Source organism: Cupriavidus sp. MPR-AND1C (assembly GCF_058809705.1).
Window position 1 is genome coordinate 1 of sequence record NZ_JBXASU010000047.1, and the last position, 22,971, is coordinate 22,971.

19 protein-coding genes and 1 tRNA gene are annotated in these 22,971 nt (G+C 64.0%); 6 read left to right on the forward strand and 14 right to left on the reverse strand.

Annotated elements, in window-relative coordinates:
• Positions 1–203, reverse strand: a 203-nt coding sequence (locus AC1RWI_RS23025; RefSeq protein WP_492868964.1) for a hypothetical protein, incomplete at its 3' end; no start/stop codon positions are given.
• A gap of 17 nt (positions 204–220) precedes the next feature.
• Positions 221–2,275, reverse strand: coding sequence for a hypothetical protein (locus AC1RWI_RS23030; RefSeq protein WP_492868966.1), 2,055 nt, complete (start codon positions 2,273–2,275; stop codon positions 221–223).
• Between the two features lie 282 nt (positions 2,276–2,557).
• Between AC1RWI_RS23030 and AC1RWI_RS23035 the strand changes: the two genes are divergently transcribed.
• Positions 2,558–2,770: a DUF6566 family protein gene (locus AC1RWI_RS23035; protein ID WP_043355591.1), complete on the forward strand. Its 213-nt coding sequence runs from the start codon at positions 2,558–2,560 to the stop codon at positions 2,768–2,770.
• 141 nt (positions 2,771–2,911) lie between these two features.
• Positions 2,912–2,987, forward strand: a tRNA-Met gene (locus tag AC1RWI_RS23040).
• A gap of 314 nt (positions 2,988–3,301) precedes the next feature.
• Here the strand turns inward: AC1RWI_RS23040 and AC1RWI_RS23045 are convergent.
• The 6 genes from AC1RWI_RS23045 to AC1RWI_RS23070 all read right to left on the reverse strand — a co-directional run bounded on the left by AC1RWI_RS23045 (position 3,302) and on the right by AC1RWI_RS23070 (position 8,840).
• Positions 3,302–3,445 carry a hypothetical protein gene (locus AC1RWI_RS23045; protein ID WP_492868968.1) on the reverse strand — a complete coding sequence of 48 codons (144 nt, stop codon included), beginning with the start codon at positions 3,443–3,445 and terminating at the stop codon, positions 3,302–3,304.
• A gap of 85 nt (positions 3,446–3,530) precedes the next feature.
• The gene (locus AC1RWI_RS23050) at positions 3,531–4,859 is read right to left on the reverse strand and encodes a CsgG/HfaB family protein (protein WP_492868970.1); all 1,329 of its coding nucleotides are present in this window, start codon (positions 4,857–4,859) and stop codon (positions 3,531–3,533) included.
• A gap of 37 nt (positions 4,860–4,896) precedes the next feature.
• A complete protein-coding gene (locus AC1RWI_RS23055; protein WP_043355589.1) occupies positions 4,897–5,571 on the reverse strand; it encodes a hypothetical protein in 675 nt (224 codons plus the stop codon).
• A gap of 81 nt (positions 5,572–5,652) precedes the next feature.
• Positions 5,653–6,726, reverse strand: a complete 1,074-nt coding sequence (locus AC1RWI_RS23060) for a hypothetical protein (RefSeq protein WP_043355587.1) — start codon at positions 6,724–6,726, stop codon at positions 5,653–5,655.
• Positions 6,717–7,877, reverse strand: coding sequence for a hypothetical protein (locus tag AC1RWI_RS23065; RefSeq protein ID WP_492868973.1), 1,161 nt, complete (start codon positions 7,875–7,877; stop codon positions 6,717–6,719). The genes AC1RWI_RS23060 and AC1RWI_RS23065 overlap by 10 nt, the downstream gene beginning before the upstream one ends.
• Positions 7,878–8,189: 312 nt before the next feature.
• A complete protein-coding gene (locus tag AC1RWI_RS23070; protein ID WP_492868975.1) occupies positions 8,190–8,840 on the reverse strand; it encodes a TetR/AcrR family transcriptional regulator in 651 nt (216 codons plus the stop codon).
• A 192-nt stretch (positions 8,841–9,032) separates the two neighbouring features.
• Between AC1RWI_RS23070 and AC1RWI_RS23075 the strand changes: the two genes are divergently transcribed.
• Both AC1RWI_RS23075 and AC1RWI_RS23080 read left to right on the forward strand, forming a co-directional pair.
• Positions 9,033–10,604, forward strand: a complete 1,572-nt coding sequence (locus AC1RWI_RS23075) for a flavin-containing monooxygenase (RefSeq protein ID WP_082055161.1) — start codon at positions 9,033–9,035, stop codon at positions 10,602–10,604.
• A 54-nt stretch (positions 10,605–10,658) separates the two neighbouring features.
• A complete protein-coding gene (locus AC1RWI_RS23080; protein ID WP_043355585.1) occupies positions 10,659–11,597 on the forward strand; it encodes an alpha/beta fold hydrolase in 939 nt (312 codons plus the stop codon).
• Between the two features lie 30 nt (positions 11,598–11,627).
• On the opposite strand, the gene AC1RWI_RS23085 is transcribed toward AC1RWI_RS23080, so the two are convergent.
• On the reverse strand, positions 11,628–12,605 hold the full coding sequence (locus AC1RWI_RS23085; protein WP_043355584.1) for a tripartite tricarboxylate transporter substrate binding protein: 978 nt from the start codon (positions 12,603–12,605) through the stop codon (positions 11,628–11,630).
• A 218-nt stretch (positions 12,606–12,823) separates the two neighbouring features.
• Between AC1RWI_RS23085 and AC1RWI_RS23090 the strand changes: the two genes are divergently transcribed.
• Positions 12,824–13,081 (forward strand): hypothetical protein, encoded by a 258-nt coding sequence (locus tag AC1RWI_RS23090; RefSeq protein ID WP_144409994.1) that lies wholly within the window; start codon positions 12,824–12,826, stop codon positions 13,079–13,081.
• 28 nt (positions 13,082–13,109) lie between these two features.
• Here the strand turns inward: AC1RWI_RS23090 and AC1RWI_RS23095 are convergent, their stop codons facing one another.
• From AC1RWI_RS23095 to AC1RWI_RS23105, 3 genes are all read right to left on the reverse strand, one after another.
• Positions 13,110–13,316 carry a hypothetical protein gene (locus tag AC1RWI_RS23095; RefSeq protein WP_043355581.1) on the reverse strand — a complete coding sequence of 69 codons (207 nt, stop codon included), beginning with the start codon at positions 13,314–13,316 and terminating at the stop codon, positions 13,110–13,112.
• A gap of 187 nt (positions 13,317–13,503) precedes the next feature.
• The gene (locus AC1RWI_RS23100; RefSeq protein WP_236702080.1) at positions 13,504–15,021 is read right to left on the reverse strand and encodes an MFS transporter; all 1,518 of its coding nucleotides are present in this window, start codon (positions 15,019–15,021) and stop codon (positions 13,504–13,506) included.
• A gap of 133 nt (positions 15,022–15,154) precedes the next feature.
• Positions 15,155–15,910, reverse strand: a complete 756-nt coding sequence (locus AC1RWI_RS23105; RefSeq protein WP_052495088.1) for a hypothetical protein — start codon at positions 15,908–15,910, stop codon at positions 15,155–15,157.
• 721 nt (positions 15,911–16,631) lie between these two features.
• On the opposite strand from AC1RWI_RS23105, the gene AC1RWI_RS23110 reads away from it, so the two are divergent.
• The gene (locus tag AC1RWI_RS23110; RefSeq protein ID WP_043355574.1) at positions 16,632–18,056 is read left to right on the forward strand and encodes a DUF1254 domain-containing protein; all 1,425 of its coding nucleotides are present in this window, start codon (positions 16,632–16,634) and stop codon (positions 18,054–18,056) included.
• Positions 18,057–18,129: 73 nt separating this feature from the next.
• On the opposite strand, the gene AC1RWI_RS23115 is transcribed toward AC1RWI_RS23110, so the two are convergent.
• The gene (locus AC1RWI_RS23115; RefSeq protein WP_492868978.1) at positions 18,130–20,241 is read right to left on the reverse strand and encodes a TonB-dependent receptor family protein; all 2,112 of its coding nucleotides are present in this window, start codon (positions 20,239–20,241) and stop codon (positions 18,130–18,132) included.
• A 280-nt stretch (positions 20,242–20,521) separates the two neighbouring features.
• Entirely contained in the window at positions 20,522–22,909 is a 2,388-nt protein-coding gene (metE, locus tag AC1RWI_RS23120) for a 5-methyltetrahydropteroyltriglutamate--homocysteine S-methyltransferase (protein ID WP_492868980.1), read from the reverse strand.
• Positions 22,910–22,971: the final 62 nt, after the last annotated feature.

Here is a 22,971-nt window from a genome sequence, read left to right on the forward strand (position 1 = left end):
CAGGCTCTCCCTTGAAACCCCCCAGTACGAAAGTACTGGGGGGTTTTGCTTTTGTGCGATCGAAATAGCGATCGAAAATAGCGGCGGAAATGGCGATGAATTGCCGATGCCGAGATGGAGATATCCGGCTCATTCGTGATGAAAAAGGCCGGCAAGCGCCGGCCTTTTTCCATCCATGCGTAATCGCCGCTGACCATTGTCAACGGCGATAGCATTTCCGTTACCGCACTGTACCAACAATACGCACGAACTTCTGCGTGTCGTCCGCAGTCGTGGATCGGATTTCGACAGTGCGCTGGTCGCCCGCCAGGCCAAATGCCGGGAACACGGCGGTGCTGCAGGACGTCAGCGCGCTGGATGCCGAATTGGTTGCACTGACCGTATCGCTGCGAGCGGACCGCGCGACAGGCAATCCCTGAATCAGCACGCGCTCCGGCAGTGGCACCGCACTCTGCAGGGCGCCAAACGCCAGGGCGCGGTCGACAGGCTCTGCGTTCTGCGTCCAGCTGATCTGCGTGCCGGACTGCGCCGCAGTTTTGCTGCCTCCCGTGGTGACAAAGTCCAGGCTGCCTGCGCCGATGCTGTTCCAGGTCTGCCGCGCCAGTACCGACGGCGTGAGCACGCTGCCCGACGTAGTCACGTAGAACGAATCGTCAGCCGCTGCCAGGCTGGTTTTGTAGCTGGTGTCGAGGTTGCGGTTCCACACCTCGAACTTGTAGCGGCCATAGGCCGGAAGGTTCTCGATGGCGGAGTCCGACAGGGCTGCAGGCAGGTACGTGTTGCCGCCGCTGGATAGCCCGCCCCACTTCACTGCCTGGTTGCTATCGATTGCCGTGGCCGCCAGGACCACAGTGCTGCTCGATTGCCCGCTGTTGCCGATGATCTGGTTGGGCATCACAGGATCGTCTGTGGCGTAGGTCAGCGATCCGGCCAGATTTTGTACTACCAGATTGCTGTAGCTGCCGCAAACGCGCGAGCGCGAGAGGGTAATGCCCGCAGCCGGCAATCCCGGGCCCGTCACCCGTACCAGTTGCACATTCGTACCTGCGCCCCGGGCGGGGTTGAACAGAAAACGTAGCGAACTCTCATAGCGCGATACGATTCCCTGCGCCGATAGCGGATTCAACTCGGTGACCTTGCTGATTCGCCGCGTGACCGCAGCTTCGTAGCTGCGCTGGTTGCCCGTCAACTGCCAGCCGGCGGGCGCGCGATTGGTGACAATGCGTGTGATGTGGTCGGTGGACTTGTCGGCGCGAATGAAGGGCAGGCGTACCAGCGCGGTTGCCTGGTTCTGCGCATTGGTCGAATTGAACAGGACAACTGGCGCCTCGAACTTCGCGCCCTTCATGTCGCTCGCAGCCAGCAGGGCGAACAGGTCGTCGCGAGCGGTGTAGCTGTTGTTCAGGTAATCGCTCGACAATGCGGTGCTGCAAGCGCCAAGCACGCTGGTGCCATCCGCGCGGGCGGTGGGGTCCAGCGCAAAGCAGGCCTGAAGGGCCGCGCGGATGCCTTCAAACGTTGCTGCATTGGTCTTGACTTCGGGCTTGGGCAATGCGGGCGGAGGCGATGCCAGCGAGTCCGCCGTCAGGATGACTTCGTGCGCGGCATTGTTGCCGGTGATCACGGAGCCGGTGCTCGTCAGCTTTGCGCCGCTCGTTGTCAGCGTGACCCGGATGACGTCGAGAACGCTATCGGCGCCTTCCCCCTGCTTGCTGAGCGGCGTGGATATCGGATCGAAGACGGCGGGGTCCAGCCCCGCATCGCGCGTGACATTGGCAAGCACGGAGCGCAGCAAGCTGACGACTTGCTGCACCTGGGCACTGCTTGCCTTGCTGCCAAGCACCGACGATTTCGTCAGGTCCAGGGGGTTGCCACCAACCAGCAGCGCTGCCACGGCGGTCGTCAGCGGCGTCACGTTGACGGTGGCGGAGCCATTGGTTGGCTTGGTCGCCAGCACCGAGACATAGGTCAGCTGGTCGCCGCCGCTGCTGCCCGTTGCGACAACTGCAAACGGTGCGCGGAAAGCGGTGACATCGAATTCAAAATGGCCACTGCCATCCGCCGTGTTGCTGCCCACGACTTTTCCGTCGGCGTCATAGACGGTGACCAGGGCATTGGCCATAAAGGCGCCGCTGGCTGCCGTGCCTTGCAGCGTTACCTTGCCGGCCTGGCTCGCCGCCGTGCTGCCGTCTCCGCCTCCGCCTCCGCCACACGCACTCAATACGGCAAGCGTGATCGCTGCAACTGCGGGCGTGAACAGGGTGCGGCGATTCATCCCCGACCTGGATTCCCCTCTAATATTCATTGGTTTTCCCTTTCATTATTATCTGTAGATACAGCGGGTTTTCGCGTCCCTGACCACGCTGGGCATGCAGGTTACAGGAAGAGATGTAGGCGGCACTCCCCCCGGTGGTGGGGTTATTTGGCAATTTTGCAAAAAATGACAATTGGCACTTTGTGTCGGGGATACAGCGGTGCTCATGCGAATGAAGAACCCTGCGCGTGCTAGGATCCAGCGAGATTTCGACGAGAAGCATGCAGGGGAGCCAGGACTCAGATGGAAAGCGGCATCACAGAGTACAAAGGGTATGTAGTCCACGTCTTCTGCAAGACGATCAAGGACGGTTTGCACATCGCGTCATGCGCGATCTGGGAGGATGGGGCGGTAGTGCAGGATTCCAAATCCATTGGCCGTAATCACGCCACGGCAGCCGATGCAAAAACCGCGGCTTACGAGTGGGCGAAGCAGTGGATCGATGGAAATGGCTGAGTGGCGCTGACGCGGCTGGGTGCACTCGCGAGCGTACATGGAGCGGCAGTCGCCGCACGCCAAAAGAATGGGCGCTAGCACTTTTCAGTTCTTTTTGTATTAGGGCTATCCAGATGCCGCCAATCCGCGTATATTCTCATTCGCGGGGTGGAGCAGTTGGCAGCTCGTCGGGCTCATAACCCGAAGGTCGCAGGTTCAAGTCCTGCCCCCGCAACCAAATTCCAAAAGCCCGTCCGGTTCAAGCCGCACGGGCTTTTTGCTTTGTCGCCCTGCAGTTGTGCGCTAGGCGAAATCACCCGGTGGGTCGTGCGGGATGGTCCACTTGACCGGCTTTTCTTCCGTGGCCGGTGGCGGCTTCTGCGATCGCGAAGGGGGTTGGGGCGCAATCTGAGACAGGAGTTGATCGGACGATACATTGACGGTTTCCTCATTACCGTCTTCTGACCAATACCTGAGCGTCACTGACATGTTCCTCTCCGGTAAGTGACTCAAGGAACCCCACCTGCCAGTCGCGCAGGAGGGGGCCAACTCTCACCTTAGGACCATTTCGCGCGCTTGCCTGTCGTCAATGGCAATGGCAATGGCGATGGCAATGGCAATGGCGATGGCGATGGCGATGGCAATGGCGATGGCGATGGCATGCGCAGGCGGCGCCCGGAATGGACAAAGCCGCACGCCAGGACGGCATGCGGCTTTGTGGTGCGAGCCGTCTTTCAGACCGGCTGGCGCCAAGGCTTCAACAGATCACCTAATCACCCGATCACCAGTTCGAGTCGCTCTTGGGCGGCCCGAAGGACTCTTCCTTGCGCGGTGCGGCCTTCTTCCTGGGCTTGGTATCAGCCGCCGGCGGCGCCGGCGGAATTTCCGCGCGCAGCTGCAGGGAGCCAGCCGGCACATCGTCGAGCTTTACCTTGACGTCTTCCAGATGCCCGTACGACAAGGAGGGCGTGACCCGGTCCACCACCACGGTGCAGCACTCCTGCTCGGTGCGTCCGAGCGAGCGGCCGGTCTGCGGATCGCGCAGCTCGTTGCCCAGCATGACGACCTGATAGGCCGTGCCGCTGCTCACCGACTGGCCACCCTGGCTCAGCACTACGTTGTGGCCATCGCGGGAGGCTACGCTGACCGGGTAGAGGCGCACCAGGATGTCGGCTACCACCTTGGAGACGACGGCGCTTTCCATGGCTTGCACGCGCTCGCGTGCCGCGCGTCCGGCGTCGCCCTTGGCGGTGTTGCTGAACAGGACTTCGCTGGTGGTCACGTTGACGAACTTTTGCGAGACCGACCACTGCCCTGGCGCGCTGCCCTCACCATCCGCATTGGCGCGGCGTCCCGGCTCAAATGCATTGACACGGCCAAACCAGATCAGGTCCGCACCGAGTCCCTGGCCGAGCTTGGCGAACTGGTCCGCCGAAGTCTGGCCGTTCGAGATGCGATCCATTTCGTCACCGAGTTCCGGCGCGAAATCGCGCTCCAGCACGGTAAAGCGTCCGCTCTGCGTCAGCGCGTCCATAATGCGCTGGCGCAGCTCGGCGGCGATGCGCACGGTGTCGCCGCCGGCGCGGCTGTCCACGCGTAGCGGCGCAATGGCGATGCGCAGCTTGCCCTGGTCCGCCGGCGCCTTGTACTTGGCCACATTGGCTTCGATGGTGGCCTTGATCATGCGCTCGGTCAGGCCGGGCTCGCTGATTTCGATCACCTTGAAGTTGCTGATGGCGCCACGGCTGCTCTGGCTCACCAGCTCCGCGAAGCCGGCCGAGCTCAGCGTGAGCGGATCGCGTCCCACGGCCAGGCCCAGCACCGACTTGAACTGCGTCGACGACTGCTCGATGGTCATGCCATTGACCTGCATGACGGCCTGGCGCAGTGCCTGGTCGATGGCTTCGGCCGGCGTATGGCCAAGCCCGGTGGTGGTGACCCGCACCGTTTCGACCTGGCCGACGTCGGGTGCGCCACTGCCGCTCGCCACCGGCGCGGAAGCGCCGGCGGATGCGGCGGCGGGTGGCGTCTCTGCGTCACGGCCTTTGCAGCCAGCCACCGACACCGTCAATGCGAGGCCGCACACGGCCAGCGCACGATGCCATTTCATGGGGAGTGTTCCGCTCTTGTTCACGATGGCAACAGGCTTAGAACTTGGCCGAGAGTGCCGCGGTGGCATCCTTCGGCACGGGGATTTCGTTGCTCTTCGCGTAGGCGGTGGCAGCCTGCAGCGTGCTGCCCAGGCGGGTCACGTGGCCCGGTGCTTCGCTAGCGATGTAGGTGCCGGTCGACAGCTTGTTGGTCAGCGTCAGCTTTTCCATCACCGATGCGCTGGTGAGTTGCGACTGCGCGGCATCCTTGAAGGCGATCAGGCTGGGACGCAGGCCCACATAGCGCAGCACGCCCAGGCCAAGGTGCTTCATGCCTTCGGCGTACGATTGCTTGCCGGCGGCGTCGATCTTGGTGTTCGAGTCTTTCAGCTTGGCTTCGATGGCGGACGAGGCTTCGCTCTGCAGCTTGTCGGAGTCTTCCAGGTTGCCCTTGGTGGCGCCGTCGGTCAGCGCATCAGCCGTCGCCTTTGCCTTGGCCGACAGTTCCTTCAGGCCAACGGCGTCCGCCAGGTAGGACTGGGCCACCAGCACTTCGCGGCCGGCAGCCACGTAGGCCTTGGACAACTGATCTTGCGCGCCGCTTGCATCGGCGGTGGCGCCGCTGCTGGACGAGGAGGAACCACCTGTCAGGCTGCCCAGCGAGGGCAGGGCGTGGGCCTGGCCAGCGGCCAGCAGGGACAGTGCAGCGATCGAGATGACTTTCTTCAACATGTTTGTTCTCCAGGGAAAGCAAAGGGGGAGGGCGGCCGGCCGTACGGTACCGTGACGCGCTTGCGCCGGCCTGGGGGGCAATCAGCGGACCTTGGCGTTGTTCAGTTGTGCCGCCAGCTCGCGTGCGGCCGAATCGGCCGCGCGCTTGAGCGCGTTGGTCTGTGCCACGCTGGCATCCGGGCCGGTGCCGGCATACTGGACCGGGCCGACCGACGACACCGTGCGCGGGAAACGCGTGGTCACGTCAAGCAGCTTGGCCGTTACTGTCACGTACACGCGGGTCAGGCCGGTGACCGGGTCGCTGTCCTGCATGCCGATGTCGAGCGTGCCGAGCGCCAGGTAAGGGACCTGTGCGGTCTGCAGGCCCAGCACGGCCTCTCGCATGGTGGCGGGCTGCAGGTCGTTGCCGCTCTTGTAGTCGTTTTCCAGCGCGCTGATGCGCAGGTGGCCACCCGAGGAGGGTTCGACATAGGCGGCTTCCACCACCTGGAAGCCCGACTGCGCGAACACACCGGTGAACACTGAGTTCAGGTTGCCAGACGGCACCAGGCGCCAGCTCACGTCATCCGCCTTGCGGGTGCGGCTGCCGCCAGTTTCGACGGAGACGGAGGCATTAGCCGAATAGCTGTTGCGGGTCGACTTCTCGTTGACGTTTTCTTTCACGTCCGCGCGCTTGTAGACACGCGTGTCGAAGGACTTGACGGAGTCCTGCTGGCGCGCCACGAACAGGAAGGTCAGCGGGGATTTCTGCGCGTCCGAGGCGGTGGCCACAGCCGCGCCGCCCTTGACCGCGTTACGCAGCTTGGCGACGTTGATGTCGACGCGGACCACTACCGAATACTGGTTTGCGTCCTTCTTGTCTTCCTCGCTGATGATGGTCGCGCCCAGCACGAACTTGTCGAGGTTGGCCGCGACCTTGTCGCGGATGCTGTCGAAATTCTCGGCTTGCGACTCACCGCTCTCAGCGTAGTAGCGCTCGATGGCGTTGACCTGCGCGGTCTTGAAGGCGCGGTCCTTGTCCTCGGCGCTGGCCTTGCTCGAGAACACCGAGCTGTCGTACTTCACGTTTGCCATGCCCTTGGATGACACTACTTGTGCCGACGCCAGGCTGCACGCGAACAAAAACAGCCAACAGAGCTGACGGATTACTTGCATGACTTGACCACTCCTCTTGTGACATCTACTTGTTTACTAACGTTATCGCCCGACGAAGCCGCAGCCAGCCAGTCGCTGTCCTGGCCGCCCAGCGAACTGGACAGCTTGGTGAACAGGCCTCGCAGGGAATCCGCGTAAGCCGGGAAATCATCGATCTCTGACTGCGTGACGGGGACGGCTTTCACTTCGCCGTTCTTGAAATCGGCGTCAAGGTACTGCTTGCCGGACATCGGCTCGCCCAGCTTGACGTGGCTGTACACCGCATAGATGTAGCTGGTGCCGGCCGCGGAGCTGCCGTACTCGACCCGCTTGAAGCCCTTCAGGTCCACCTGAATGGTGTAGTCGGGCTCAGGCAGCTTGAGGTTGAAGACCTCGCCGTCGGCGAAGCGCATCGCCATCGCATTGCCAATGGCATAGCCTTTGGTGAATGGCAGGATCGGCACGCCAGCCTTATCCAGCAGGGCTTCGCCGAACATGTCGGCGAGCCAGCCTTCGGCCACGCCGGAGCCCGTCTTCAGGCCTTCGGGCAACTGGGCCAACGCTTCAGGCGCCACGTTGACTTGCGATACCTGCAGGTAGCGTGTGCCCGATGATGGCAGCTTCGCGCCCGACAGGACCTGAGCGTAACGATCGAACAGGCCCGGCTTGTCGCCGCCGAGCAGCAGGCGCTTGACGCGGTCACGCTTCTCGCGCTCGCTGGGCTGATGGTCGAGCACGTCGAGGTAGGTCACATTGATCGGGTAGGCGCGCAGCACCGTCATGGCCTTGAAGTCGAACACCAGGGCCTGGCCGCGCACGTTGGCCAGCACCTTGTACAGGCGGCCGAAGCGCTCGGACGAGATCGTCTCGCTGGTCACCACCAATGCGGTAGCGAGAGCCTGGTCGCTATGCTTCAGGCTGGCCATGCCGTCGCTGGACAGCGAGAAATTGGCGGGCGGGCGCGCGGCCAGGGACCGGCTGATGGCCTTGTTCGGCGCGCCGCCGGAGGCGGTCAGCTCGGCCTCGACCTGTCGCGTGACCGGGAAGCGGGCCGCGATCTGCTGAGCGTCGCCGGCATAGGCAAAGCCGGCAAAGGCGACGCTGTCGGCAGCGGCGGCCTGGGTGGCCGCGAGGGCAGTAAACAGCAAAACGACAAGTCGGAAAGCTTGCATGGGCAGAGTCAAAAATGAAGGGAAGGCGGCGAGAGATTCAAGGTGCCGCGCATTCAAGCCAACGCGCCGGCCTATGAAACCTGGTGGGCATTCGGCAATGTCTTAGGACTGAATCCGAAATGTCTTAGGACTCGCGCGCTCGCAAGGCCGGGATTCTACTGTAGAAAAACAGCAAAAGTGACTTTAGTGACTTTTTTTAGAAAAATTGAGAATTGCCTTATTGACTTCTACACACCTTTAATGGCATGGCATGCTGGAGTTGGCAATTAGAGGGCGGTGGAGAACCGCCTCTCAAGGTCGCGGCGCGCTGCGTCAGCCTTCGCTTGGCTGGATATTCAGCAAGCCGGTGCCGGCCTGCGTGAGGAAAGGCGAGAACAGGCTCATGACCTGCGACGCGCCCCAATGGATGTGCTCGCGCTTGATGGCATCGATGCCATGGCGTGAGCGCAGGTAGTCGATCCAGTAGGTCGATACGATCCACGTGTTGACGACTAACTGGTCAAGTTGCTCGGGCGTGGCGCGCAGCAATCCTTGCGCTTGCATGGCGCCGAACACCCGGCGGACATGGTGCTGTCCGTCGTTGGCCAGCGCTTCGGTGCGCAACCTCAGCGTTGGCGCCAGGCTGCGGATGGACGCCGCATCGCGATAGAAGAAGCGCCACTCCCACATCAGGTTGAACCAGCCGCTCAGGTAGCCCGCGAAACGGTCGGGTGCATCGCCTTGTGCCAGATCCGCGACCGAGGTGTCGCGCAGCGCCCGCTCGAAGTTGTCGAACAGGGCATCGAGGATCTGTTCCTTGCGGTGAAAGTGATAGTAGAGATTCCCTTCCTGTATGCCGACCGCCGAGGCGATCTCCGCGGTGGTTACGACGACTGGCCCGCGCTCGTTGAACAGGCTCAGGCACGCGTCAAGGATGCGCTCGCGCGTTTTGGGGCGCCGGGCTGGCGCGATTTGCACCGTCATGACTGGTAACTCCCTGCATATTGCGTTATCTGCATGTTTGCACGGCAGATGGTTAGGGGTAAGCCCTAGTTTTGGCAATCTCGGTTGATTAATTAGGGTGAACACCCTAGTATAGTCTGAATACAGCACGGACGCACCGTGAGAATTCGACGCGACAAGCGCCGGCTCGGTTTGGCCAACAGGAGACGATCGATGCTATCAGGCAATCCGAAGCACCCGCATCCCGACGTTCGCGCCGGCACGGCGGCGGCGGGGCACCAGGACGAGCAGGCGCCAGCGCAGGCCGCGGCGCAGCACGTCGATGTGCTGGTAGTCGGGGCGGGGCTTTCCGGCATCTGCGCTGGCTATCATCTGCAGACCAGTTGCCCGGGCAAGACTTACGCGATCCTGGAAGGGCGCGACGCCATCGGCGGCACATGGGACCTGTTTCGCTATCCCGGCGTGCGGTCCGATTCGGACATGTACACCCTGGGCTTCAGTTTTCGCCCATGGCGAAGCGAAAAATCCATCGCCGATGGTGACTCGATCCTTGACTACATCCGTGGCACGGCGAAGGAATTCGGCATCGAGCGGCACATTCGCTTTGGCCATCGCGTATTGCGTGCGTCGTGGTCGTCCGAGACCGCAAAGTGGACGGTCGATGCCACGGTAGGCCCGCAAGGCACGCCTGCCCGCTTTACCTGCAGTTTTCTCTACTTGTGCAGCGGCTACTACGATTATGCGGACGGCTATATGCCCGGGTGGCCGGGCATGGAGCGCTTCAATGGCCGTGTGGTGCACCCTCAGCACTGGCCGGCGGATCTGGCGTACGACGGCAAGCGCGTGGTCGTGATCGGCAGCGGCGCCACGGCCGTCACGCTGCTGCCGGCGATGGCCGAGCGGGCGGCCCACGTGACCATGCTGCAGCGCTCGCCAACGTACATCGTGGCGCGCCCGTCCAGCGACGCTGTCTCCGCATGGCTGCAGCGGCGGCTGCCGGCGTCCATGGCGCATCGCGCCACGCGCTGGAAGAACGTGCTCTTGGGCATGTACTTCTACAATCTTTCGCGCAAGAAGCCTGACCTGGTCAAGAGCAAGATCCTCAAGGGGGTGCGCGCGCAACTCGGTCCTGACTACGATATCGACAAGCATTTCACGCCCTCCTACAAGCCGTGGGACCAGCGGCTCTGCCTGGTGCCGGACTCGGATCTGTTCAAGTCCATCCGCTCAGGGAAGGCTTCAGTGGTCACCGACCAGATCGAGTCGTTCACCGAGACTGGCTTGCTGCTGCGCTCCGGCGAGCGGCTCGACGCGGATGTCATCGTCACGGCTACCGGGCTTCAGTTGAAGGTGGCCGGGGGGATGAAGATCGAGGTGGACGGCACCCCGATGAACCCGGCGCAGGCCTTCATGTACAAGGGCATGATGTATAGCGACATGCCGAACCTGGCGGTAGCCATGGGCTATGTCAACGCTTCCTGGACGCTGAAAGCGGAGCTCTCGTCGACCTACGTGTGCCGCCTGATCAATCATATGGACGCGAAGGGCCACGCATGGTGCGCGCCGCGCCGCACGGATCTGGCCTCCGATGAGGAGCCTTCGCTCTCGCTGAGCTCCGGCTATGTCCAGCGCGCCAGCAGCATCTTGCCCAAGCAGGGCTCCAGGCGGCCATGGAAGGTGCATCAGAACTACCTGTTCGACCTGATGGCCCTGAAGTTCGGCAAGGTGGAGGACAGCGAGATGGCGTTTGGCCGTGCGGGCACGGCCGCCTCGGTGGATGGCTGACGGATAATGGCTTGAGCGTCAAGGTTGAATTTCAAGGTTGAAGGTACATAGACAATGACCATATTGATTGCCTGCGTCGCCGTGGGCGCCGTCGTTCTGCTTGGGTTGGTGGCATTCTCCGGCCTGATTGCGCGCAAGGTGGAAAATGCGCTGCCGCCCAAGGGGAAGTTCATCGAGATCGATGGCGCCCGCCTCCATTACATCGACAAGGGCGAGGGCCCGGCTATCGTGATGGTTCACGGGCTGGGGGGGCAGACCGGCAATTTTTCCTATGCGTTGCTCGAAAAGCTGACCGGCCGCTTCCGCGTGATCCTGGTCGACCGGCCCGGCTCGGGCCATTCGACCCGGCCATCGGCGATGTCGGCCCGCCTGAGCGTGCAGAGTACGGTCGTGGCCAAATTCATCCGTGCGCTAGACCTGCAGAATCCGCTGTTGGTCGGGCACTCCCTGGGGGGCGCGGTGGCGCTTGGCGTTGCGCTCGATCATCCCGGCACGGTCGGCGGGCTGGCGTTGATTGCTCCGCTGACGCATCCGGTGGAGGGCGTGCCGCCCATGTTCCGCACGCTGTCCATTTCCTCGGCTACGATGCGCCGCGTGATCGCGTGGACGTGGGCGATCCCACGGTCTATCTTGCGCGGTAAGGCCATGGTCGAGCTGGTTTTCAGCCCCGACCGTCCGCCTCAGGACTTCGGCACCGCAGGCGGCGGCCTTCTCAGCTTGAGGCCGCGCAGCTTCTATGCCACTTCGACGGATATGGTCAGCGTGGAGGAGGACCTGCCGTCCATGGCGCAGCGCTATGCCTCGCTGGCCTTGCCGATCAGCATCCTCTACGGGACCGGTGATGCCGTGCTCGACTGGCAGGCGCAGGGCAAGGCGATGAAAGACAAGCTGCCGGCGCTGGATCTCGAACTTGTCCCTGGCGGCCATATGCTGCCGGTCACAATTCCCGACCAGACCGCGGCCTGGCTCACGGCGGCTGCCGCGCGGCTCTGACGCGGCGCGCGGCAGCCGCCGCGCTGCCGGTCAAGCGTCGATGGTGAAGCCGATCTCCTTGATGAACTCGCCCCAGCGCAGGTAGTCCGCCTTGACCTGCGCGGCGAAGGCAGGCGGGGTGATGGCCTGCGGCGGCAGCACGCCGACCGCGAACAGCCGCTTGTGATAGGCCGGATCGGCGAGCACCTTCTGGATCGCCGCCGAGACGGCGCCAACCACGTCCGCCGGCATGGCCTTGGGGCCGAACAGCGCGAAGTAGCCGCTCAATTGCTCCATGCCCGGAAACCCCAGCTCACGGAACGAGGCAACACCCGGCGCCATATCGGAGCGTTCCGGCGTGGTGATGGCCAGCGCCTTGGTCTTGCCCGATTGATAGAGCGGCACGGCGGTGGTCAGCCCGTCGATCATTACCGGCACCACGCCACCCACCAGGTCTTGCGTGGCAGGAGCCGAACCCTTGTACAACACCGGTTCGAGCCGGCTGCCAGATAGCTTGTTCAGCAGCAGCGGGCCAAAGTGCGACGAGGTGCCCGGACCATACGAGGCCGAATGCAGCGGCGACTTCGCGCTCTTGGAGTAGGCGATCATCTCCGCCAGCGTGGAGAAGGGCGCGTTCCTGGTGGCGACCAGCAAGACGGGTGCGCGCGCGGCTTCGGCCAGCGCGGTCAGGTCAGTGAGCGGGTCGTAGGGTACCTTGTTGATATGGGCGCCCGAAGTGGCAGAGGAGCCTAGCGTCATCAGCAGCGTGTGGCCGTCCGGCTTGGCGCGGATCACGTCGAGCGTCGCGGGAATCGTCGCGCCGCCCGGCTTGTTCTCGACCACGACCGATTGGCCAAGAGTCTTGCCAAGGAAGTCCGCGAACAGCCGCGCGACCACATCGGTGCCGCCGCCAGCAGGGTAGGCCACGACCAGGCGCAGGGGGCGGCTTGGCCAGCCATTGGCAAAGGCGGGGGCTGCCCCGAGTGCGGCGGCTGCAACCGCGGTGGCAAGGAAATGACGACGATCCATGTTTTTGTCTCCTGGCGGTGATGCACTTTCATGTGCTCTTCAGTGCGCAAGGAAGATACTCATGGAAGAGGGAATGGTCATGGAATCGGGCGATACCCTTCCCATGACGGCATGCATGGATGCGGATCGTGCACCTTGATGGCGTGAGCCGGCTCCCGGCCGAATCGCGCGGAGTCGCTCATGCTACGATCCAGCCTCTGAATCAACGTGAGCTAACGATGTCGACTGCCTTCCTGATATTCAATCCGGCCCCGTCCGAAGATGGCGAGCAAATCGGCTTTTCCATTGCGGCAAACGGCGAGGACAGAAGCGGCTTTGTGTCGCGCTCGGCGCTGGATGAACTGGCTCAAGGCCAGATTGGCAGCCACCTGGATATTTTCGAGCGTAATCTCGATCGCATCCAGGAAGTGGCCTTGCAGAAGTGGTCCGAGGACCCGTCTCTCAACCCCCTCATGCTGGGGGACCACGATTTCTGAGAGGGTCACGCAGCCCCCCCGGCTCGCGCTACGCCTGCGAGAACGTGCGGACCAGCTTGGTCTTCAGTGGCCAGGGGCGTGAAGCGAGGATCCAGATGCACAGCAGCGGCCCGATGAGCGGCAGCAGCGCCAGATACGCGTAGAGTGCACCAAAATGGGCAGCCTTGAATACCTTCCTGAACGGGAAGAACCACAAGGCTTCGAAGAATAGGAATCCGAGTAGATAAAGCGTCATGGTTGTGCTTCCTGTGCAGCTTGCCTGGCGAGGCATATGCCTCGCGCAGCCGCATTGTAGAGCCCATTCGCGCGCTCACAATCCCGCCACTTCGGGGGATTTTTGCCGGTCGGGCATCCATACTTACGTCGCAATTCCGTGCGCTGCCGTGTTCTCCGCCCCCTCCCGCCCCCTTCTTTGACGTGGCTTAGCGCAGCGCGCGCTGCGCCACGGCGATCAGCGCCACGCCCACGCACGCTATTGCCAGCAGTGCGAACAGATTGCTCACCGCGATCAGCTGCGCCTGTTGGTCGATCAGCGCCGACCAGTGCGCCAGCGTGGCGGCGTCAAAACCATCGGGCAGGTCGAAGGGCGTAATCCGCGCTACCAGCTGTGTGCGTGCCATGGCCTCGCCATACTGGAGCCACAGGCTCGCCACACCCGTGCCGGCGGCCGTTGCGATCTGGCGCACGATGTTCTTGAATTGATAGGCGTGGGCAAAATCCTCGACGCTGAATTCCGCATAGGTCAGCCCCGCCACCAACGCCAGGATGAAGGGCGTGGTCAGGCTTTGCAGGGTCAGGGCCGGCAGCAGGACGGCCATGGAAGCCCCCGGCATCATCCGCTGGCTCAGCATCCAGGCCGCCCCGGCAAACATGCAGTAGCCCAGGGCGATGTAGCGGCGTTGCCCCGTCAACCGGGCGCCGGCATAGGTAAAGACGCAAAGACCCGTGAAGCCGATCAGTCCGGTGATGGTGAGCACCTTGCCGGCGGTCTGGAAGGTAAAGCCCAGCCCGGACTGCAGCGTGGTAGATACCACATAGCCCCATAGCCCGTTGAGGAAGTAATACAAGGTATAGAAGCCCAGCCCGACCAGGTAGCGCCGGCCGAACAGCAGCTTAGGGTTAAGCCAGGGGTCGGGGTGGCGATGCTGGTGGACGAAGGCGCTAGCCACGAGCAACAGCCCGACAATCGGGGTGATCGCTACCGACGGCGAGCTCGCCAGTTCGTAGAATCGCAGGTCGCCCAGCCCGTGCAGCAGCACTAGCGCGCCCGTGCCCAGCAATATGACGGTCACCCAATCCATGCCGCCGACGTCCACCTCCCACGGTGGCAGCGAGGCCGCGACACGGCGCGGATACGAGAGCAGCACCAGCAGCATCGCCGCGACCGACATCCCGGCCTGCACCACGAAGATCATCCGCCAGCTCGCATCCTCCACCAGCATCGCGGTAATCCATGGCGCCAGTGCCGCCAGACCCATGCCGCCGGTGTTGAAGCCCAGGAAGAGGGGGCGGCGCTCTTCACGGGCGGCTGCCAGCTGGATGATGATGCGCGATGCGGTAAACAGGCCGCCCGCGCCAAGACCTTGCACCGCGCGCGCAAGGCTTAGCTCGATCGGTGTATTGCAGACGGCGCAAAGCGCGGCGCCCACGGTGGCGATGAACAGGCCGAGCAGGGTAAATCCGCGATAGCTGATGTCCTGTGCGATGCGCCGCAGCACCAGGTTGGCGACGGTGGCCGCGGCGGCATAGGACGTAAGGCTCCAGAGAAAATCCTCGGGCGAGGCGTGAATGCCACCCCGGATATGGGTGCCCGCGACGCCCATCATGGACGACGCCACGAAGTCCACGCCGGTGGCGCAGCCCAGGGTAAAGGCGAAGAGATAAACCTGCGCAGCCGACAGGTCGGGGTGCTTGCCCAGCATCGCGCTGCCAGTTGCCATGACGGTCCCATCTGTCGCGTAGATGCGATTCGCGCTCGGGCGCCGCCGGGGCGACGACCTGCTTACCCAGTATCGGCGAAATGATCCGGGCGCCCAAGCGGAACCGATGGGGGGATGACAGGAAGGGGGGGCTCTATGCCCGCGGCCTGGTGTGCTGGAGCGCGTCGAGCAGCCGGTCGCGCAACGCGCGACATGCGCGCGGCACCGTGCTGAGCCCGGCGGTCAGGCCGGGATCATAATAGTGGACGATCAATGAGCGGCGCTCGCCCGCCTCGGCATGCAGGTTGGCATGCAGCGTGACGAAGCCGTTGAACGCATAGACATTGCCCGGCACACAGGCGATGCGGTCGCACAGGTGCTCGGCAAGATGGCGGAAGGTCTGCGCGCGGCGAATGACGAACGGCAGGTTACGCAACAGGATCAGCCGGATCTTCGCAACGATATTCGACATGGCCGTCACCGCATGGCGCTGGCGCCGGTAGAGGATCAGGTCCCCGTTTTCCTGCGTGGCCTGCGCCTGTTGCAGCGGAATCAGCAGCGTCAGGATATGGGAGTCGTAGTGCCGCAAGTGGCTCTGGGCGGGCAAGCCGCTATTGACACAGCGCAGCACGCACAGTGGCGGCTCGCCGTTGAGTTCCCAACCGGCCTTGCGCGCCCATCGTCTTGAGATCTCGCAGGCCTGCCGCTCCGCCAGCTGAAAGCCTTCGTTTTGCCGCAGCATGTCTGCGAAGCGCCGCGCTGCCTGCGTGGCGCGGCGGCCATCCGCCGGCCGCCATGTCTCCCGGCTGGCGTCGATTGTCGCATTGATCTCATCGAGCAGATGTCGAGTCACGACGCCTTCGAATACCTGGAGCCTGGGCGGCTCCGCGTCGATGTCGTAGTCACGCATCGCATGTTGCTCCGCTTACCGCCCCGTTCCGCCCGGTACAAGGGCCGGGAAGGGAGCGACATGTTGCGGCCGGCCACAAATGGCCCGCCGCTACCGGACTAGGCGCGGCCCGCGTTGCCGGCCTTCCTCCTGAGTATCTTGCGCAGGCCGCCGCCGGCATCGATCGGTGTTGCCAGGGAAGGAAACGCGGGCGATTCCATATCCGGTGTTATGAATCTACGGCTTCGGAGCGTTACCGAACGGACAAAACTACTTTCAGATCCGCCAGACGACAGAATCCAAGTCGTTTCGCCTGTACGTCTTGCGATGCACTTTTTGATGCCGCGCGTACGGGCGGGGCGTTGCAGTCTCACGCGCTCGCGCTCCAGCTTTGCCGCAGAGCAGTCCAGGATGAAGGTGTTGGGCCAATAATGGATTTTGGGGCTTGGTCAGATTAATTTCTCAGGCGGCTCTTATCACCAAAGTAATCGCCAAGATAATCGCAACAGTAATGAGATGCGGCACTAGTCCGTCAACTTCCCCATCAAATGCATGGCGGCGGGGCCAGCGCTGGTGGGCGTTGGTGCGTTTGCCCTCACTGTTTAGTGTTGTTCAATTGACAACTCCGGTTGCCGGGAACATCATCGCTCGGGGAAATTAGACGCGCCTCTGTGCAACGATGTCGCCCGTTCGTCGGCGAAAAACGCGTGGAAGGTAGCCATTCCGACGAGGAAACGGGGTCATGATTATTTCGCTACGCCGAATTGCGAGTGCGCTTGCGCTCGGTCTGCTGTTGTCTGCCTGCGCCGCGGGCCCGCAAACTTTTGCGGTGCCGCAGCCAGCCTCGCCGCCGTCCGATGCGGCGATCAAGGCTTTATCTGCCCAGATTTTTGTCTACGCCTACCCGCTGGTGCTGATGGATGTCACGCGTGAGGTCATGAGCGCCCGCGTGCCGGCCAATACCTTCTCGCATAAGCGCAGTTTCCCGGACGCTACCTTCACCGACGTGGTCAGCCCGAATGCCGATACGCTTTACTCGATGGCATGGCTGGATTTGTCCGAAGGGCCGGTGATCCTCTCGCTGCCCGACACGCACGGGCGCTATTACCTGATGCCGCTGATGGATGCCTGGACCAATGTCTTCGCGTCGCCGGGCAAGCGCACCGCGGGCACCAAGAAAGCGGTCTACGCCGTAACGGGACCGATGTGGAATGGCATGTTGCCGCCAGGGGTCACTGAAATCCGTTCGCCGACCGAGATGGTGTGGCTGATCGGCCGTACGCAAACCAATGGCAAGCAGGATTACGCTGCGGTCCACCGCTTGCAGGACCAATATCGCCTGGCGCCGCTCTCCGCCTTGCAGCGTGGCGGCAAGGCGCGGCCCAGGCCCGCCGAGGCGATGCTTCCCGAAGCGGTTCCCGTGGATGTGGAAACGCCGCCCGTCGAGCAGGTGGCGGCGATGGACGCGCAGGCATTCTTCACCCGCTTTGCCGAATTGCTGCCGGCCAATCCTCCGGCCGCGGCCGATGCGGCGATGGTGGAATCGATCAAGAAGTTCGGGATCGTTCCGGGCAAGCCCTTCTCCGTGACCGCACTGGAGCCTTCGACGGCCCGCGCGGTGCAGGAGGGCGCCACCACCGCCCTGGCGGGCATCGTGGCCATGGCCAAGCGCGGCGGCGGCGAAGGGGATGGCAAATGGGCCGTGCACCGGGATCTGGGCAACTACGGCACAGCCTATGGCAAGCGCGCGCTGGTGGCCTGGGTAGGGCTTGGCGCCAACCTGCCGGCGGATGCGCTGTATCCCAGCACGCGCGTCGACGCCGCCGGCAAGCCGTTGAACGGGGCAAACCGCTACGTACTGCATTTCAACAAGGGCCAGATGCCGCCGAGCACGGCCTTCTGGTCACTGACGCTCTACAACGACAAGCAGGCGTTTGTCGCCAATCCGCTCAACCGCTATGCCATCGGGGACCGCGACCGGCTGCGGTTCAACCGCGACGGGTCGCTCGATATCTATATCCAGAATGCGCGCCCGGCGGGCAAGCGGGTGGCCAACTGGCTGCCGGCACCGCCCGATGGATTCAACCTGATGATGCGGGTGTATTGGCCCCGGCAGGTGATGCTGGACGGTACGTGGCGCGCGCCGCCGGTGATGCGGGTGGAGTGATTGCGAGCCCCAAGCCGCGCGCTGAGATGAAAAAAACCCGCCGAGGCGGGTTTTTTTATGACAAGGCGCAGGCTCAGAACTTGTATTTGACGCCAGCATAGAGCGCGCGGCCTGAACCAGGATAGAACACCGCGGTGTTGGCTGTCCGCGCGTCGGCCACGGTGCTGAAGTCGCTCACATAGCGCTTGTTGCCGAGATTGCGCGCATCCAGGAACACCGTCACGCCACGCTGGAATTCGTAGCTGGCCTGCAGGCCAAACAGCACGTAGCCAGGCGTGCGCAGCGTGTTGGCGTAGTCGACATAGGCGCCGCCCGGCACCCAGTCGATGGTGGCGGCAACGCGCAGCCCGGCCGCGCGGCTGTAGGCAACGGTAGTGCGCAGCACGTGCTCGGGTATGCCGGCGATGCGGTTGTTGCCGTACTGCGGATCATTGTCGAAACGGAAGTCGCCGTAGTTCCACAGTTGCGACAGCGTGAGCTTGTCGCCGGAGCCGAACAGGTTTTGCAGCACGTCGCCGTGAACGCCGAGCTCCACGCCTTGCAGCGTGGTGCGGTTGGCGTTGAAGGTAGCGGCCGGGATATTCGGGTTGGTGGTGTATTGCAGCAACTGGTCGCGCACCAGCGAGCGGTAGGCCGTCACGTCCCAGGAGAACCGTTCGCGCTTGCCCCGCGTGCCCAGCTCCAGCGTCCAGCCGCGCTGCGCGCTCAGCGGCACAAAGCGGGTGGTGGTGGTCATGGTCTGGCTCAGGTCCGTGAAGTCGGGTACGTCCGCGCTGCGCGTGATGTCGGCAAATGCCTGCACGTCAGGCACCGGCTCCCACAGCACGCCGAATTTCGGGTTCACGCCGCTGTAGGTGGCGCTATCGGATTTTGCCGTGGGATTGGCCGGCAGGCCGCCATCGTCCTGATAGCGGCGGAAATTGCGGTAGGCCTTGGCACCGGCCATCAGGGCGATGGTGGGCGTCAGGTAAATGCGGTCTTCGAGATAGGCCTCGTAGTTGTACGCATCCTGTGCGGCGTTGAGCGTCTGCGCGCCGCGGTTGCCGGCGTTGTTGACGTACTGGCGCGCATCGTTGTTGCCGCCGAAGAAGCGCGCGCCGACGATGAGCTGGTTGCGCAGGCCGCCGATGGTCTGCGTGCCGGCGTAGCGCGGCGCGAAGCCATAGGTCCAGTAGTCCTGGTCGATGACCTGGAAGATCGGGTGATACAGGCTCTTGTGGATGACCCAGGTGCTGAAATCGAGCTGGCCGCTGTCGAGCTTGATGGTGGTGACGTTGGCCACGCGCTCGGTGCGCGTGTTGCGCGCCTGGTCGCCGGACAGCGCGGCCGGCGCGGCCTTCTTCGGATTGTTCAGCGCATCGGTGAGCGACAGCGCGCCGGGCAATTGCTGGTCGACGATATAGGCGCCCACGTAGAAACGGGTTTCCACCGCCGGGCTGAACCGATAGCCGAAGTTGGCGTTGAACTGCTCGTACTGGCCGCGCTCGTGCGCACGGAATCCGTCCGAGTGGTTGACGCTCAGGTTGGCGAGAAAGTCGAAGGCGCCGATCTGGCGCGAGACCTGGCCGCTGGCGCGCGCCGCGCCGAAGCTGCCGCCATCGACGCGCACCTGGTTGGGCGCATCGGTGGTGAGCGCGGTGGGCGTGGTGAAGTTGATCGCGCCGCCCAGCGTGGTGGTACCGTAGGCCAGCCCGTTGCCGCCCTTGTAGATTTCAGCCGCGCTCAGGCCAAGCGGGTCGATCTGGTAGTAGTCGCCGCTGCCGTCGGCAAAGTTGGTGGGCACGCCATCCTGCAGGAGATCCAGGCCACGCGCATGATAGCCGCGCGCAACGCCCGAGCCGCGGATCGACAGGCGCAGTTCCTGGCCGTAGCGCTCCTGCACATACACGCCGGGCGCATCCTTGAGCACGTCGCGCAGGTTGCTGGCGTAGGTGTCGCTGTAGGACGCGGCGTCGACAAAACCGACCGAGCCGGCTGTCTGGTCCAGTGCCTGTTGTTGCTGCTGCACGTTCGGCGCGGTGAGCGAGCCTGGGGTCTTGGCCGTCACGGTCGCCGCAGGTAACGTGACAGCGGCATCGGGTGTGGCAGGCGCGCCGGCCTGTGCGAGCGCGGCGGTGGTGAATGTGGCGAAGGCGGCGGCGGGCAGGGCGGCGGCGCGCTGCTTCCAGTGTCTGGCTCGTTTCATGATTTCCCTTGTGGCGCCAAGCCTGCGTTGGGCCGCGCCTTTTAATCGTGCTTGGATAGCCGCGTACGATACGGAGGGGAGCCTGGTGTGCGCTATGTGACACAGTGCCGCAACGGGCGTGCAGGGCAGTCTGTCCGTCGCGGTGCGGCGTTTTGCCGCTTTGCGTGCAAGGGAAAGCAAGATGGCCAACGGGCCGGCATGCGATGCATGCCGGCCCGTTGGCTTGGTAAGGCTGTTGGTAAGGCTTGGCGGAGTTTGATCGGACCCGCCCGGGCGCGTATCAGGCCGCCTGGCTAGCGCAATCGACGCAACCCGCTGCGTGCGCGGCGCCATGGTGTGCCGTGTGCCCGCCCAGCCCGGTGCGGCGGGTGGCGCGCTGCCACGCGGTCGCGCCGTCCTTGCCGATCTGCTCGCGCAGGCCGCGCGCGGCGGCGACCATATTGGCCAGCGCGGCTTCGGTTTCGGGCCAGGCGCGCGTCTTCAGCCCACAGTCCGGATTGACCCACAGCCGTTGCGGCGGAATCACCTCACAGGCGCGCTCCAGCAGGTGCGTGATGGCTTCCACGCTAGGCACGCGCGGCGAGTGGATGTCGTACACGCCCGGTCCGATCTCATTGGGGTAGTCGAACTCGCCGAAGCCTTCGAGCAACTCCATGGCGGAGCGCGAGGTTTCGATGGTGATCACGTCGGCGTCCAGCGCGGCAATGGCGGGCAGGATATCGTTGAACTCGGCGTAGCACATGTGGGTGTGGATCTGCGTTTGATCCGCCACCGAGGCGGCCGAGATCTTGAACGCATGCACGGCCCAGTCCAGGTAGGCGGCCCAGTCGCCCTTGCGCAGCGGCAAGCCTTCGCGCAGTGCGGGCTCGTCGATCTGGATGATGCGGATGCCGGCTTGTTCCAGGTCCGAGACCTCGTCGCGGATCGCCAGCGCGAGTTGCAGCGTGGTGGTGGCGCGCGGCTGGTCGTCGCGCACGAAGGACCATTGCAGCATGGTGACGGGGCCGGTGAGCATGCCCTTCATCGGACGCTCGGTGAGCGATTGCGCATAGCGGGTGGTTTCCACCGTCATCGGTTCGGGGCGATACACATCGCCGTAGATCACCGGCGGCTTGACGCAGCGCGAGCCATAGCTTTGCACCCAGCCGTTTTCGGTGAAGGTGTAGCCGCACAGCTGCTCGCCGAAATACTCGACCATGTCGTTGCGCTCGGCTTCACCATGCACCAGCACGTCCAGGCCGAGCGCTTCTTGCTTGCGCACGGCGGTCTCGATTTCACCACGGATGCGCTGCAGGTACTCCAGCGCGCCGATCTCGCCGCGGCGGTAGGCGGCACGGGTCTGGCGGATTGCCGTTGTCTGCGGGAAGGAGCCGATGGTGGTGGTCGGCAGTGCCGGCAGCTGCAGCGCGGTGCGCTGGCGTTCGATGCGGGTCTGGAACGGGCTCTTGCGCTGCGCCATGGCAGCGGTGACTGCCGCGACCCGTGCCTGCACCTGCTGGTTGACCACGCGGCTCGAACTGCGGCGCGAGGCCAGCGCGGCATCGGCGGCGGCCAGCTCGGGGGCGACCGCTGCCTCGCCTGCGTTCAGGGCCCGGGCCAGCACGCTGACCTCGGCCAGCTTCTCGGTGGCGAAGGCCAGCCAGGTCTTGATTTGCGCATCGAGCTTGCGCTCGGCCTCTAGCGAGACCGGCACGTGCAGCAGCGAGCAGGACGGCGCGACCCACAGGCGCTCGCCCAGCTCGGCATGCAGCGGAGCCAGCACGGACAGCGCGCGGCGCAGGTCGGTGCGCCAAATGTTGCGGCCGTCGATGACGCCGGCGGACAGCACCGCGCCGGCTGGCAGCACCTTGCGCCAGGCGTCGAGCTGCTGCGGTGCGCGCACCAGGTCGATGTGGAAGCCATGCACCGGCAGAGCGGCGGCGCGCGCGGCGTGGTCGGCGGCGCTGTCGAAGTAGGTAGCCAGCAGCAGCTTGACGCCGGACTTGGCCAGTTCGGCATAGGCGCCGTCATAGGCATCGAGCCATGCCGGCTCCAGGTCCAGGCACAGGGCAGGCTCGTCGATCTGTACCCATTCGATGCCGCGTTCGCGCAGGCGGGCCAGGATGCGGCCATAGGCGGCCACCAGGCTGGGCAGCAGGCTCAGGCGGTCGAAACCGTCCACGTGGGTCTTGGACAGCCACAGGTAGGTGACCGGCCCGATCAGCACCGGCTTGGCCTTGAGGCCCAGCGCCAGCGCTTCTTCCACCTCATCGAAGAACCAGTCCACGCCGCCGTCGAAACGGGTGTCGGGGCCGAGTTCCGGGACCAGGTAGTGATAGTTGGTATCGAACCACTTGGTCATTTCCATGGCCGGCTGGGCTTTGTTGCCACGGGCCAGCTCAAAATACTGCGCCAGGCTCAGCTGCTTCGGGTCGAAGCCGAAACGCGCGGGCAGGGCGCCCAGCAAGGCGCTCAGGCCCAGCACCTGATCGTAGTAGGCGAAGTCGCCCACCGCCACGCTGTCCAGCCCGGCTTGTGCCTGCGACTGCCAGTGGCGCTGGCGCAGGCCGGTTGCCACCTGGCGCAAGCTGGCCTCGTCCGTTTCGCCGCGCCAGAACGCCTCCTGGGCGAATTTCAGTTCGCGCTGGACGCCGATGCGCGGAAATCCAGCGATATGAGTGCGTGCCATGCAGTGCTCCGTATTGGGAATGTGACGATGGCGCACAGTGTGGAATCCAGCGTAAAATGAAT

Bases quoted from the DNA above. Each gene is read 5' to 3' on its own strand.
- AC1RWI_RS23030 (WP_492868966.1), bottom strand. From the start codon at position 2,275: ATGAATCGCCGCACCCTGTTCACGCCCGCAGTTGCAGCGATCACGCTT.
- AC1RWI_RS23035 (WP_043355591.1), top strand. From the start codon at position 2,558: ATGGAAAGCGGCATCACAGAGTACAAAGGGTATGTAGTCCACGTCTTC.
- AC1RWI_RS23050 (WP_492868970.1), bottom strand. From the start codon at position 4,859: ATGAAATGGCATCGTGCGCTGGCCGTGTGCGGCCTCGCATTGACGGTG.
- AC1RWI_RS23055 (WP_043355589.1), bottom strand. From the start codon at position 5,571: ATGTTGAAGAAAGTCATCTCGATCGCTGCACTGTCCCTGCTGGCCGCT.
- AC1RWI_RS23060 (WP_043355587.1), bottom strand. From the start codon at position 6,726: ATGCAAGTAATCCGTCAGCTCTGTTGGCTGTTTTTGTTCGCGTGCAGC.
- AC1RWI_RS23065 (WP_492868973.1), bottom strand. From the start codon at position 7,877: ATGCAAGCTTTCCGACTTGTCGTTTTGCTGTTTACTGCCCTCGCGGCC.
- AC1RWI_RS23070 (WP_492868975.1), bottom strand. From the start codon at position 8,840: ATGACGGTGCAAATCGCGCCAGCCCGGCGCCCCAAAACGCGCGAGCGC.
- AC1RWI_RS23075 (WP_082055161.1), top strand. From the start codon at position 9,033: ATGCTATCAGGCAATCCGAAGCACCCGCATCCCGACGTTCGCGCCGGC.
- AC1RWI_RS23080 (WP_043355585.1), top strand. From the start codon at position 10,659: ATGACCATATTGATTGCCTGCGTCGCCGTGGGCGCCGTCGTTCTGCTT.
- AC1RWI_RS23085 (WP_043355584.1), bottom strand. From the start codon at position 12,605: ATGGATCGTCGTCATTTCCTTGCCACCGCGGTTGCAGCCGCCGCACTC.
- AC1RWI_RS23090 (WP_144409994.1), top strand. From the start codon at position 12,824: ATGTCGACTGCCTTCCTGATATTCAATCCGGCCCCGTCCGAAGATGGC.
- AC1RWI_RS23095 (WP_043355581.1), bottom strand. From the start codon at position 13,316: ATGACGCTTTATCTACTCGGATTCCTATTCTTCGAAGCCTTGTGGTTC.
- AC1RWI_RS23100 (WP_236702080.1), bottom strand. From the start codon at position 15,021: ATGGCAACTGGCAGCGCGATGCTGGGCAAGCACCCCGACCTGTCGGCT.
- AC1RWI_RS23105 (WP_052495088.1), bottom strand. From the start codon at position 15,910: ATGCGTGACTACGACATCGACGCGGAGCCGCCCAGGCTCCAGGTATTC.
- AC1RWI_RS23110 (WP_043355574.1), top strand. From the start codon at position 16,632: ATGATTATTTCGCTACGCCGAATTGCGAGTGCGCTTGCGCTCGGTCTG.
- AC1RWI_RS23115 (WP_492868978.1), bottom strand. From the start codon at position 20,241: ATGAAACGAGCCAGACACTGGAAGCAGCGCGCCGCCGCCCTGCCCGCC.
- metE (WP_492868980.1), bottom strand. From the start codon at position 22,909: ATGGCACGCACTCATATCGCTGGATTTCCGCGCATCGGCGTCCAGCGC.